This window comes from Streptomyces blastmyceticus, from assembly GCF_039521185.1.
GTDB classification, from domain to species: Bacteria; Actinomycetota; Actinomycetes; order Streptomycetales; family Streptomycetaceae; genus Streptomyces; species Streptomyces blastmyceticus.
This window is the reverse complement of the sequence record NZ_BAAABW010000008.1, coordinates 464,876-478,336: the sequence shown is the minus strand read 5'-3', so window position 1 is coordinate 478,336 and position 13,461 is coordinate 464,876. Positions and strand designations below refer to the sequence as shown.

Sequence of the window (13,461 nt, the reverse complement as noted above, 5' to 3'; positions counted from 1 at the left end):
CTCTCGTATGCACGGAGTGGGGCCGGTACGCGCGTAGTGAGTCCGAGCCCTCGGAAGGACCCCCTCTTGGCCGCCTCGCGCAACGCCTCGACTGCCAATACGAACACCGGCGCCAGCACCGCCCCGCTGCGCATCTCTTTTGCGAAGATCAAGGAGCCCCTCGAGGTTCCGAACCTCCTTGCGCTGCAGACCGAGAGCTTCGACTGGCTGCTCGGCAACGCCGCCTGGAAGGCTCGCGTCGAGGCTGCGCTGGACAGCGGTCAGGACGTCCCCACCAAGTCCGGTCTGGAGGAGATCTTCGAAGAGATCTCCCCGATCGAGGACTTCTCCGGGTCGATGTCGCTGACCTTCCGCGACCACCGTTTCGAGCCCCCGAAGAACTCCATCGACGAGTGCAAGGAGCGCGACTTCACGTACGCGGCCCCGCTCTTCGTCACGGCGGAGTTCACCAACAACGAGACCGGTGAGATCAAGTCCCAGACGGTCTTCATGGGCGACTTCCCGCTCATGACCAACAAGGGCACCTTCTGCATCAACGGCACCGAGCGTGTCGTCGTCTCGCAGCTGGTCCGCTCGCCGGGCGTCTACTTCGACTCCTCCATCGACAAGACGTCCGACAAGGACATCTTCACCGCCAAGATCATCCCGTCCCGGGGTGCCTGGCTGGAGATGGAGGTCGACAAGCGCGACATGGTCGGTGTCCGCATCGACCGCAAGCGCAAGCAGTCCGTGACCGTCCTGCTCAAGGCTCTCGGTTGGACGACCGAGCAGATCCTCGAGGAGTTCGGCGAGTACGAGTCCATGCGCGCCACCCTGGAGAAGGACCACACCCAGGGCCAGGACGACGCGCTGCTCGACATCTACCGCAAGCTGCGTCCGGGCGAGCCGCCGACGCGCGAGGCCGCGCAGACGCTGCTCGAGAACCTCTACTTCAACCCCAAGCGCTACGACCTCGCGAAGGTCGGCCGCTACAAGGTGAACAAGAAGCTCGGCGCGGACGCCCCCCTCGACGCCGGTGTGCTGACGGTCGACGACGTCATCGCGACGATCAAGTACCTGGTCAAGCTGCACGCGGGTGAGCTGGAGACGGTCGGCGAGAACGGCACCTCGATCGTCGTCGAGACCGACGACATCGACCACTTCGGCAACCGTCGTCTGCGCAACGTCGGCGAGCTCATCCAGAACCAGGTCCGCACGGGTCTGGCTCGTATGGAGCGCGTCGTCCGCGAGCGGATGACCACCCAGGACGTCGAGGCGATCACGCCGCAGACCCTGATCAACATCCGGCCGGTCGTCGCCTCCATCAAGGAGTTCTTCGGCACCAGCCAGCTGTCCCAGTTCATGGACCAGACGAACCCGCTGTCGGGCCTGACCCACAAGCGCCGTCTGTCCGCGCTGGGCCCCGGCGGTCTGTCCCGTGAGCGGGCCGGCTTCGAGGTCCGAGACGTCCACCCGTCGCACTACGGCCGCATGTGCCCGATCGAGACGCCCGAAGGCCCGAACATCGGTCTGATCGGCTCGCTCGCCTCGTACGGCCGCGTCAACGCGTTCGGTTTCGTCGAGACCCCGTACCGCAAGGTCGTGGGCGGCGTCGTCACCGACGACGTGGACTACCTGACTGCCGACGAGGAAGACCGCTTCGTCATCGCGCAGGCGAACGCCCCCCTCACCGAGGACATGCGTTACGCCGAGTCGCGCGTGCTGGTCCGCCGCCGTGGCGGCGAGATCGACTACATCGCCGGTGACGACGTCGACTACATGGACGTCTCCCCGCGCCAGATGGTGTCGGTCGCGACCGCGATGATCCCCTTCCTCGAGCACGACGACGCCAACCGCGCGCTCATGGGATCGAACATGATGCGCCAGGCCGTTCCGCTGATCAAGGCGGAGGCCCCGCTGGTCGGCACCGGCATGGAGTACCGCTGTGCGGTCGACGCCGGTGACGTCATCAAGGCGGAGAAGGACGGTGTGGTCCAGGAGGTATCCGCGGACTACGTCACCGTCGCCAACGACGACGGCACGTACAACACGTACCGGGTCGCCAAGTTCTCCCGCTCGAACCAGGGCACGTCCTTCAACCAGAAGGTCGTCGTCGACGAGGGCGCCCGTGTGGTCGCCGGCCAGGTGCTCGCCGACGGTCCGTCCACGGACGAGGGCGAGATGGCCCTCGGCAAGAACCTCCTCGTGGCGTTCATGCCGTGGGAGGGTCACAACTACGAGGACGCGATCATCCTGTCGCAGCGCCTCGTGCAGGACGACGTCCTCTCCTCGATCCACATCGAGGAGCACGAGGTCGACGCCCGTGACACCAAGCTCGGCCCGGAGGAGATCACCCGGGACATCCCGAACGTCTCCGAGGAGGTCCTCGCCGACCTCGACGAGCGCGGCATCATCCGCATCGGTGCCGAGGTCGTCGCCGGCGACATCCTGGTCGGCAAGGTCACGCCCAAGGGCGAGACCGAGCTGACCCCGGAGGAGCGCCTGCTCCGCGCGATCTTCGGCGAGAAGGCCCGTGAGGTCCGTGACACCTCGCTGAAGGTGCCGCACGGTGAGATCGGCAAGGTCATCGGCGTCCGCGTCTTCGACCGCGAAGAGGGCGACGAGCTGCCGCCGGGCGTGAACCAGCTGGTCCGCGTCTACGTCGCGCAGAAGCGCAAGATCACCGACGGTGACAAGCTCGCCGGCCGCCACGGCAACAAGGGTGTCATCTCCAAGATCCTTCCGGTCGAGGACATGCCCTTCCTCGAGGACGGCACCCCGGTCGACATCATCCTCAACCCGCTCGGTGTCCCGTCCCGAATGAACCCGGGACAGGTCCTCGAGATCCACCTCGGCTGGCTCGCCAGCCGCGGCTGGAAGGTCGAGGGCGACGAGGACTGGATGAAGCGGCTCCAGGCGATCGGCGCCGACGAGGTCGCCGCCGGCACCAACGTCGCGACCCCGGTCTTCGACGGTGCCCGCGAGGACGAGATCGCCGGTCTCTTCGAGTCCACGATCCCCAACCGCGACGGTGACCGTCTGGTCCTGCCCTCGGGCAAGGCCCGGATGTTCGACGGCCGCTCCGGCGAGCCGTTCCCGGACCCGATCTCGGTCGGGTACATGTACATCCTCAAGCTGCACCACCTGGTCGACGACAAGCTGCACGCCCGCTCGACCGGTCCGTACTCCATGATCACCCAGCAGCCGCTGGGTGGTAAGGCTCAGTTCGGTGGCCAGCGCTTCGGTGAGATGGAGGTGTGGGCGCTGGAGGCATACGGCGCCGCCTACGCCCTCCAGGAGCTGCTGACCATCAAGTCCGACGACGTCACCGGCCGCGTGAAGGTCTACGAGGCCATCGTCAAGGGCGAGAACATCCCCGAGCCCGGCATTCCCGAGTCCTTCAAGGTGCTCATCAAGGAAATGCAGTCGCTCTGCCTCAACGTGGAGGTGCTGTCCTCGGACGGCATGTCCATCGAGATGCGCGACACGGACGAGGACGTCTTCCGCGCGGCGGAAGAGCTCGGTATCGACCTGTCCCGGCGCGAGCCGAGCAGCGTCGAAGAGGTCTGACGGGTCTGGTCGGGGCTCCCCAGTGGAGCCCCGGCCGTCCCCGGACCCCCAGACCATGATGTAGAGCCCAATAACTCGCTGGCGCGAGGGGGCACAAACCCTGAAAGAGGGATTGACGAACAGTGCTCGACGTCAACTTCTTCGACGAGCTGCGGATCGGCCTGGCGACCGCGGACGACATCCGAACCTGGTCCCACGGCGAGGTCAAGAAGCCGGAGACCATCAACTACCGCACCCTGAAGCCCGAAAAGGACGGACTCTTCTGCGAGAAGATCTTCGGTCCGACCCGGGACTGGGAGTGCTACTGCGGCAAGTACAAGCGTGTCCGCTTCAAGGGCATCATCTGTGAGCGCTGTGGCGTCGAGGTCACGCGCGCCAAGGTGCGCCGCGAGCGGATGGGCCACATCGAGCTCGCCGCTCCCGTCACCCACATCTGGTACTTCAAGGGCGTCCCGTCGCGCCTGGGCTACCTGCTCGACCTCGCCCCGAAGGACCTCGAGAAGGTCATCTACTTCGCCGCCTACATGATCACGTGGGTGGACGAGGAGCGCCGTACGCGCGACCTGCCCTCGCTGGAGGCACACGTCTCCGTCGAGCGTCAGCAGATCGAGCAGCGCCGCGATGCCGACCTGGAGGCCCGCGCCAAGAAGCTCGAGGCCGACCTGGCCGAGCTCGAGGCCGAGGGTGCCAAGGCCGATGTGCGCCGCAAGGTGCGCGAGGGCGCCGAGCGTGAGATGAAGCAGCTGCGCGACCGTGCGCAGCGCGAGATCGACCGCCTCGACGAGGTGTGGAGCCGCTTCAAGAACCTCAAGGTCCAGGACCTCGAGGGCGACGAGCTGCTCTACCGCGAGCTGCGCGACCGCTTCGGCACCTACTTCATGGGTGCGATGGGCGCCGCGGCGCTGCAGAAGCGCCTGGAGTCCTTCGACCTCGACGAGGAGGCCGAGCGCCTCCGCGAGATCATCCGGACCGGCAAGGGCCAGAAGAAGACCCGTGCGCTCAAGCGCCTCAAGGTCGTCTCCGCCTTCCTGCAGACGCGCAACAGCCCCAGCGGCATGGTGCTCGACTGCATCCCCGTGATCCCGCCGGACCTGCGTCCGATGGTGCAGCTGGACGGTGGCCGCTTCGCGACCTCCGACCTGAACGACCTGTACCGCCGTGTGATCAACCGCAACAACCGCCTCAAGCGTCTCCTTGACCTCGGTGCCCCCGAGATCATCGTGAACAACGAGAAGCGGATGCTGCAGGAGGCCGTCGACGCGCTGTTCGACAACGGCCGCCGCGGTCGCCCGGTCACCGGTCCCGGTAACCGCCCGCTGAAGTCCCTCAGCGACATGCTGAAGGGCAAGCAGGGTCGATTCCGTCAGAACCTGCTCGGCAAGCGAGTCGACTACTCGGCCCGTTCCGTCATCGTCGTCGGTCCACAGCTGAAGCTGCACCAGTGCGGTCTGCCCAAGGCCATGGCGCTGGAGCTCTTCAAGCCGTTCGTGATGAAGCGCCTGGTCGACCTGAACCACGCGCAGAACATCAAGTCGGCCAAGCGCATGGTCGAGCGCGGCCGCACCGTCGTGTACGACGTCCTCGAAGAGGTCATCGCCGAGCACCCGGTGCTGCTGAACCGTGCGCCCACGCTGCACCGCCTCGGCATCCAGGCCTTCGAGCCGCAGCTGGTCGAGGGCAAGGCCATCCAGATCCACCCGCTCGTCTGCACCGCGTTCAACGCGGACTTCGACGGTGACCAGATGGCCGTCCACCTGCCGCTCTCCGCGGAGGCGCAGGCCGAGGCCCGCATCCTGATGCTGTCCTCGAACAACATCCTCAAGCCGGCCGACGGCCGTCCGGTCACCATGCCGACCCAGGACATGGTGCTTGGCCTGTTCTTCCTCACCACCGACGAGGAGGAGCGCAAGGTCATCGGCGAGGGCCGGTCCTTCGGCTCGGTCGCCGAGGCGATCATGGCGTTCGACGCCCGCGAGCTCTCGCTCCAGGCGAAGGTCGACATCCGCTTCCCGATCGGCACCGTCCCGCCGCGTGGCTGGACCCCGCCGGTCCAGGAGGAGGGCGAGCCGGAGTGGCAGCAGGGGGACAGCTTCCGCCTGCGCACCACGCTGGGCCGCGCGCTCTTCAACGAGCTGCTGCCCGAGGACTACCCGTTCGTCGACTACTCGGTGGGCAAGAAGCAGCTCTCCGAGATCGTCAACGACCTGGCCGAGCGCTACCCCAAGGTCATCGTGGCGGCGACGCTCGACAACCTGAAGGCGGCCGGTTTCCACTGGGCGACCCGTTCCGGTGTCACCGTGGCCATCTCCGACGTCGTCGTTCCCGAGGCGAAGAAGGAGATCGTCAAGGGCTACGAGGCGCAGGACGAGAAGGTCCAGAAGCAGTACGAGCGCGGTCTGATCACCAAGGACGAGCGCACGCAGGAGCTCATCGCGATCTGGACCAAGGCGACCAACGAGGTTGCCGAGGCGATGAACGCGAACTTCCCCAAGACGAACCCCATCTTCATGATGGTTGACTCGGGTGCCCGAGGAAACATGATGCAGATGCGTCAGATCGCCGGTATGCGTGGTCTGGTGTCGAACGCGAAGAACGAGACCATCCCGCGACCCATTAAGGCGTCGTTCCGTGAGGGTCTGTCCGTGCTGGAGTACTTCATCTCCACCCACGGTGCCCGTAAGGGTCTCGCGGACACCGCCCTGCGTACCGCCGACTCGGGTTACCTGACCCGTCGTCTGGTGGACGTCTCGCAGGACGTGATCATCCGCGAGGAGGACTGCGGCACCGAGCGCGGCCTCAAGCTGCAGATCGCGGCCAAGGGCGCCGACGGCGTGCTCCGCAAGGCGGACGACGTCGAGACCAGCGTCTACGCCCGCATGCTGGCCGAGGACGTCGTCGTCGACGGCAAGGTCATCGCGCCGGCCAACGTCGACCTGGGCGATGTCCTCATCGACCAGCTCGTCGCCCACGGCGTCGAGACGGTCAAGACCCGCTCGGTCCTCACCTGCGAGTCCGCGGTCGGCACCTGTGCCTTCTGCTACGGCCGCTCGCTGGCCACCGGCAAGCTGGTCGACATCGGTGAGGCCGTCGGCATCATCGCGGCCCAGTCCATCGGTGAGCCGGGTACCCAGCTGACGATGCGTACCTTCCACACCGGTGGTGTGGCCGGTGACGACATCACCCAGGGTCTGCCCCGTGTCGTCGAGCTCTTCGAAGCCCGTACGCCCAAGGGTGTCGCCCCGATCTCGGAGGCGGCCGGCCGCGTCCGCATCGAGGAGACCGAGAAGACCAAGAAGATCGTCGTCACTCCGGACGACGGCTCCGAGGAGACCGCCTTCGGCATCTCCAAGCGTGCCCGTCTGCTGGTCAGCGAGGGTGAGCACGTCGAGGTGGGCCAGAAGCTCACCGTGGGTGCCACCAACCCGCACGACGTTCTGCGCATCCTGGGTCAGCGCGCCGTCCAGGTCCACCTGGTCGGCGAGGTCCAGAAGGTCTACAACTCGCAGGGTGTGTCGATTCACGACAAGCACATCGAGATCATCATCCGGCAGATGCTGCGCCGCGTGACGATCATCGAGTCCGGCGACGCGGAGCTGCTGCCGGGCGAGCTCGTGGAGCGCTCGCGCTTCGAGGGCGAGAACCGTCGTGTGGTCACCGAGGGCGGTCACCCCGCCTCCGGCCGTCCGCAGCTGATGGGTATCACCAAGGCCTCGCTGGCGACGGAGTCGTGGCTGTCCGCGGCCTCCTTCCAGGAGACGACCAGGGTCCTGACGGACGCGGCGATCAACGCCAAGTCCGACTCCCTGATCGGCCTCAAGGAGAACGTCATCATCGGTAAGCTCATCCCGGCCGGTACGGGCCTGTCCCGTTACCGCAACATCCGGGTGGAGCCCACCGAGGAGGCCAAGGCCGCGATGTACTCGGCCGTCGGTTACGACGACATCGACTACTCGCCCTTCGGCACCGGCTCCGGCCAGGCGGTCCCGCTGGAGGACTACGACTACGGTCCGTACAACCAGTAAGTCGCAAGTCGAGCGCGCAGGGCGGTCACCCCTTCCGGGGGGTGGCCGCCCTGCGGCGTGTTGTCACTCTCACTCGTTCGGCCGCTAGAGTGATCGTCATCTCCGCCGGCGGCCGCGTCGCCCGTGCTGGGCCGGGGAAACGGGCCCCGAGCCGCGATACGCCTCGCGCGTCGGGGTGTCCACCGCGTGTGCATTTGTTTTGACCGCAGCCCATGCGCTAGGTACGCTCTGACCTTGTGCCTGGGGTGTCCCTGGGCTCTCGTGCGTGCCTTTAGACCGTGCGGGAGACCCGGACCGTAACGGTCCGAGACACCGAAATCTGCGCCTAGCCGTCTTCGGCGGTGGTCTGCAGCCTTCGACACACCCGACCGCGTGGGTCGGTGGTAGCTCCCAGGTTAGTTTTATCGTGATCGGCACACAGAAACCGGAGAAACGGTGCCTACGATCCAGCAGCTGGTCCGAAAGGGCCGGCAGGACAAGGTCGAGAAGAACAAGACGCCCGCGCTCGAGGGTTCGCCCCAGCGTCGTGGCGTCTGCACGCGTGTTTTCACGACCACCCCGAAGAAGCCGAACTCGGCGCTCCGTAAGGTCGCGCGTGTGCGTCTGACCTCCGGCATCGAGGTCACCGCTTACATTCCGGGTGAGGGTCACAACCTGCAGGAGCACTCGATCGTGCTCGTGCGCGGTGGCCGTGTGAAGGACCTGCCGGGTGTTCGCTACAAGATCATCCGCGGCTCCCTCGACACGCAGGGCGTCAAGAACCGTAAGCAGGCTCGCAGCCGCTACGGCGCCAAGAAGGAGAAGTAAGAATGCCTCGTAAGGGCCCCGCCCCGAAGCGCCCGGTCATCATCGACCCGGTCTACGGTTCTCCTCTTGTCACCTCCCTGATCAACAAGATCCTGCTGCACGGAAAGCGCTCCACCGCCGAGCGCATCGTGTACGGCGCCATGGAGGGTCTGCGCGAGAAGACCGGTAACGACCCGGTCATCACCCTCAAGCGCGCCCTCGAGAACGTCAAGCCGGCTCTTGAGGTCAAGTCCCGCCGTGTCGGTGGCGCCACCTACCAGGTGCCGGTCGAGGTCCGTCCGGGCCGCGCCTCCACCCTCGCGCTCCGCTGGGTCGTGGGTTACTCCCGCGCCCGTCGCGAGAAGACGATGACCGAGCGCCTCATGAACGAGCTCCTGGACGCCTCCAACGGTCTGGGCGCTGCGGTCAAGAAGCGTGAGGACACGCACAAGATGGCCGAGTCCAACAAGGCCTTCGCGCACTACCGCTGGTAGTCGCTACCCCCATCGAGAACCGAGAGAAGACTGAGCCATATGGCCACCACTTCGCTTGACCTGGCCAAGGTCCGCAACATCGGGATCATGGCCCACATCGACGCGGGCAAGACGACCACCACCGAGCGGATCCTGTTCTACACCGGTGTTTCCTACAAGATCGGTGAAGTCCACGACGGCGCTGCCACGATGGACTGGATGGAGCAGGAGCAGGAGCGCGGCATCACGATCACGTCTGCCGCGACGACCTGCCACTGGCCGCTGAACGACGTCGACCACACCATCAACATCATCGACACCCCGGGCCACGTCGACTTCACCGTCGAGGTGGAGCGTTCGCTGCGCGTCCTCGACGGTGCCGTGACGGTGTTCGACGGCGTTGCCGGTGTTGAGCCCCAGTCCGAGACCGTGTGGCGTCAGGCGGACCGCTACGGCGTTCCGCGTATCTGCTTCGTCAACAAGCTCGACCGCACCGGTGCCGAGTTCCACCGCTGCGTCGACATGATCGTCGACCGCCTCGGTGCGGTTCCGCTGGTCATGCAGCTGCCGATCGGCACCGAGGCCGACTTCAAGGGCGTGGTCGACCTCGTCCAGATGAAGGCGCTGGTCTGGTCCGCCGAGGCCGCCAAGGGCGAGATGTACGACGTCGTCGACATCCCGGACACCCACACCGAGGCTGCCGAGGAATGGCGCGGCAAGCTCCTCGAGGGTGTCGCCGAGCACGACGACGCCATGATGGAGCTCTTCCTCGAGGGCCAGGAGCCCACCGAGGAGCAGCTGATGGCGGCCATCCGCCGCATCACGCTGGCCTCCCGTGGCAGCGCCGACTCCGTCACCGTCACCCCGGTGTTCTGTGGCACCGCGTTCAAGAACAAGGGCGTTCAGCCCCTGCTCGACGCGGTCGTGCGCTACCTGCCGTCGCCGCTGGACATCGAGGCTGTTGAGGGCCACGCCGTCAACAACCCCGACGAGGTCGTCAAGCGCAAGCCGTCCGACGACGAGCCGTTCGCGGGTCTTGCCTTCAAGATCATGAGCGACCCGCACCTCGGCAAGCTCACCTTCGTCCGGGTTTACTCGGGCCGCATGGAGACCGGCACCCAGGTGCAGAACTCCGTGAAGGGCAAGAAGGAGCGCATCGGCAAGATCTACCGGATGCACGCGAACAAGCGTGAGGAGATCGAGTCGGTGGGTGCCGGTGACATCGTCGCCGTCATGGGTCTGAAGCAGACCACCACCGGTGAGACCCTCTGCGACGCGGCGAAGCCGGTCATCCTCGAGTCCATGGACTTCCCGGCCCCGGTGATCCAGGTCGCCATCGAGCCGAAGTCCAAGGGCGACCAGGAGAAGCTGGGTGTCGCCATCCAGCGTCTCGCCGAGGAGGACCCGTCCTTCCAGGTCCACACGGACGAGGAGACGGGCCAGACCATCATCGCGGGTATGGGCGAGCTGCACCTCGACGTGCTGGTCGACCGTATGCGCCGTGAGTTCCGCGTCGAGGCGAACGTCGGCAAGCCGCAGGTCGCGTACCGCGAGACGATCCGCAAGGCCGTCGAGCGCATCGACTACACGCACAAGAAGCAGACTGGTGGTTCCGGCCAGTTCGCCAAGGTGCAGATGGCCATCGAGCCCCTCGAGGGCGATGGCTACGAGTTCGAGAACAAGGTCACCGGTGGCCGTATCCCGCGGGAGTACATCCCGTCCGTGGACGCGGGCTGCCAGGAGGCCATGGAGTTCGGCGTGCTGGCCGGCTACCCGCTGACCGGCGTGAAGGTGACGCTGCTCGACGGCGCCTACCACGACGTCGACTCGTCCGAACTCGCCTTCAAGATCGCCGGTTCCATGGCGTTCAAGGAGGGTGCTCGCAAGGCGTCCCCGGCTCTTCTCGAGCCGATGATGTCCGTCGAGGTCACCACCCCCGAGGACTACATGGGCGATGTGATCGGTGACATCAACTCCCGCCGTGGCCAGATTCAGGCCATGGAGGACCGTCACGGCGCCAAGCTCGTCAAGGGCCTGGTTCCGCTGTCGGAGATGTTCGGCTACGTCGGAGACCTCCGCAGCAAGACCTCGGGTCGCGCAAGCTACTCGATGCAGTTCGACTCCTACGCCGAGGTTCCGCGGAACGTCGCCGAGGAGATCATCGCGAAGGCCAAGGGCGAGTAACCGCGTCCCTGCACGCAAAGCTCACGCTTTAGGCTTTACACCGACTGTCGGGGCATTCCGGTGCGTAGCGTTAGGAACGTGTTCCTTTCGATGCGCGGCGGATGCCCCGGCGGACGGCACCCCAGCAAAGATCACCTGGCGCCGATGAGTAAGGCGTACAGAACCACTCCGTAGGAGGACCCAGTGGCGAAGGCGAAGTTCGAGCGGACTAAGCCGCACGTCAACATCGGCACCATCGGTCACGTCGACCACGGTAAGACCACTCTTACCGCGGCGATCACCAAGGTGCTGCACGACGCGTACCCGGACCTGAACCCCTTCACGCCGTTCGACGAGATCGACAAGGCGCCCGAAGAGCGTCAGCGCGGTATCACGATCTCGATCGCTCACGTTGAGTACCAGACCGAGTCGCGTCACTACGCCCACGTCGACTGCCCCGGTCACGCGGACTACATCAAGAACATGATCACCGGTGCCGCCCAGATGGACGGCGCGATCCTCGTGGTCGCCGCGACCGACGGTCCGATGCCGCAGACCAAGGAGCACGTGCTCCTGGCCCGCCAGTCCGGCGTTCCGTACATCGTTGTCGCCCTGAACAAGGCCGACATGGTGGACGACGAGGAGATCCTGGAGCTCGTCGAGCTCGAGGTCCGTGAGCTCCTCAACGAGTACGAGTTCAACGGCGACGACGCTCCGGTCGTCCAGGTCTCGGCGCTCAAGGCGCTCGAGGGCGACAAGGAGTGGGGCGAGAAGCTCCTCGGCCTGATGAAGGCCGTGGACGAGAACATCCCGCAGCCCGAGCGTGACGTCGACAAGCCGTTCCTGATGCCGATCGAGGACGTCTTCACGATCACCGGTCGTGGCACCGTCGTCACCGGTCGTATCGAGCGTGGTGTCCTGAAGGTCAACGAGACCGTCGACATCATCGGCATCAAGACCGAGAAGACCACCACCACGGTCACCGGCATCGAGATGTTCCGCAAGCTGCTCGACGAGGGCCAGGCCGGTGAGAACGTCGGTCTGCTCCTCCGTGGCATCAAGCGCGAGGACGTCGAGCGCGGCCAGTGCATCATCAAGCCGGGTTCGGTCACGCCGCACACCGAGTTCGAGGCCACGGCGTACATCCTGTCGAAGGACGAGGGTGGCCGTCACACCCCGTTCTTCAACAACTACCGTCCGCAGTTCTACTTCCGTACGACTGACGTGACCGGTGTTGTGACCCTCAAGGAGGGCACGGAGATGGTCATGCCCGGCGACAACGCCGAGATGACCGTGTCCCTGATCCAGCCCGTCGCCATGGAGGAGGGCCTGCGCTTCACCATCCGTGAGGGCGGCCGCACCGTCGGCGCCGGCCAGGTCACCAAGATCAACAAGTAAGTCTTCTTGCTTGCAGGTCTGACCTAGACGGTCGGAAAGGGCCCGCACATCTTCGGATGTGCGGGCCCTTTCGCTTTTTCCGGCGCCTACTGCTGGTACGGCAGGATCTGCCGCAGCAGGCCCTTGGGGTGGCCGCGGCGGCGCCACTCGCGCGGGTAGCCGATCGAGACCTCCTCGAAGCGCACGCCGTCGTACCAGGTGGTGCGGGGGATGTGCAGGTGTCCGTAGACGACGGCCGCGGTGTTGAAGCGCCGGTGCCAGTCGCGGGTCAGCACGGTGCCGCACCACTGGGCGAACTCGGGGTACGTCAGGACGTCCGTGGGCTCGCGCACCAATGGCCAGTGGTTGATCAGGACCAGGGGTACGGACGGGTCGTGCGCGGCGAGGCGGGCCTCGGTGGCCGCCACCCGGGCGCGGCACCAGTCGTCGGCGGCCGGGTAGGGGTCCGGGTGCAGCAGGTACTCGTCCGTGCACACCACGCCCACCGCGTGGGCCTGCTCCAGGGACTCCCGCTTGGTGGCCGCGGTCGGGGTGCGGAAGGTGTAGTCGTAGAGCGTGAACAGCGGGGCGACCGCCACGGGCCCGCCCTCGCCCTCCCACACCGGGTAGGGGTCCTCGGGCGTCACCACGCCGAGGCCGCGGCAGAGCTCCACGAGGTGCTGGTAGCGCTCCTGGCCGCGCAGCGGCACGGGATCGGCCGGGGGAGTCCACAGCTCGTGGTTGCCCGGGGCCCAGATCACCTTGGCGAAACGGGAGGCGAGCAGCTTCAGGGCCCGCTCGACGTCCGCGATCTCCTCGGCGACGTCACCGGCCACGATGAGCCAGTCCTCGTCCGTGACGGGCCGCAGGGACTCCATGATCGGTACGTTGTCGGCCATGCTGATGTGCAGGTCGCTGACGGCGAGGAGCCGCCGGCCGGGCTTGGGTGGTCCGGGAATCGTCGACGGCATCGAAGCAACGTAGCAAGGGCGCCCGGGCACGGCAACGATCTACGTCACGGCGGGAAATCGCTCGTACCGGGGAATGGCGCCGCCCCCGGAGGGTGAATTCCGGGGGCGGTCGTTGACGCG

At 66.3% G+C, this 13,461-nt stretch carries 7 protein-coding genes; 6 read left to right on the top strand and 1 reads right to left on the bottom strand.

The genetic code is table 11. The annotated features are described in order from the left end of the window. The first annotated feature begins 66 nt into the window (after positions 1 to 66). From rpoB to tuf, 6 genes are all read left to right on the top strand, one after another. Entirely contained in the window at positions 67 to 3,549 is a 3,483-nt protein-coding gene (gene rpoB / locus ABD269_RS08405) for a DNA-directed RNA polymerase subunit beta (RefSeq protein WP_344117172.1), read from the top strand. A gap of 122 nt (positions 3,550 to 3,671) precedes the next feature. Then, positions 3,672 to 7,571, top strand: a complete 3,900-nt coding sequence (locus ABD269_RS08400; protein WP_301886633.1) for a DNA-directed RNA polymerase subunit beta' — start codon at positions 3,672 to 3,674, stop codon at positions 7,569 to 7,571. Positions 7,572 to 8,006: 435 nt separating this feature from the next. Further along, positions 8,007 to 8,378 carry a 30S ribosomal protein S12 gene (gene rpsL, locus ABD269_RS08395; RefSeq protein ID WP_003948652.1) on the top strand — a complete coding sequence of 124 codons (372 nt, stop codon included), beginning with the start codon at positions 8,007 to 8,009 and terminating at the stop codon, positions 8,376 to 8,378. 2 nt (positions 8,379 to 8,380) lie between these two features. Then, positions 8,381 to 8,851 carry a 30S ribosomal protein S7 gene (gene rpsG / locus ABD269_RS08390; RefSeq protein ID WP_030368420.1) on the top strand — a complete coding sequence of 157 codons (471 nt, stop codon included), beginning with the start codon at positions 8,381 to 8,383 and terminating at the stop codon, positions 8,849 to 8,851. A gap of 39 nt (positions 8,852 to 8,890) precedes the next feature. After that, positions 8,891 to 11,014 carry an elongation factor G gene (gene fusA / locus ABD269_RS08385; protein WP_301886635.1) on the top strand — a complete coding sequence of 708 codons (2,124 nt, stop codon included), beginning with the start codon at positions 8,891 to 8,893 and terminating at the stop codon, positions 11,012 to 11,014. A gap of 183 nt (positions 11,015 to 11,197) precedes the next feature. Further along, positions 11,198 to 12,391 (top strand): elongation factor Tu, encoded by a 1,194-nt coding sequence (gene tuf, locus ABD269_RS08380; RefSeq protein ID WP_301886636.1) that lies wholly within the window; start codon positions 11,198 to 11,200, stop codon positions 12,389 to 12,391. Positions 12,392 to 12,477: 86 nt separating this feature from the next. Here the strand turns inward: tuf and ABD269_RS08375 are convergent, their stop codons facing one another. After that, positions 12,478 to 13,341: a metallophosphoesterase family protein gene (locus ABD269_RS08375; RefSeq protein ID WP_344117171.1), complete on the bottom strand. Its 864-nt coding sequence runs from the start codon at positions 13,339 to 13,341 to the stop codon at positions 12,478 to 12,480. Positions 13,342 to 13,461 lie beyond the last annotated feature (120 nt).

What these genes read in the sequence shown, in the direction of transcription:
- rpsG (WP_030368420.1), top strand. Translation starts at nt 8,381, where the DNA reads ATGCCTCGTAAGGGCCCCGCCCCGAAGCGCCCGGTCATCATCGACCCG.
- fusA (WP_301886635.1), top strand. Translation starts at nt 8,891, where the DNA reads ATGGCCACCACTTCGCTTGACCTGGCCAAGGTCCGCAACATCGGGATC.
- ABD269_RS08375 (WP_344117171.1), bottom strand. Translation starts at nt 13,341, where the DNA reads ATGCCGTCGACGATTCCCGGACCACCCAAGCCCGGCCGGCGGCTCCTC.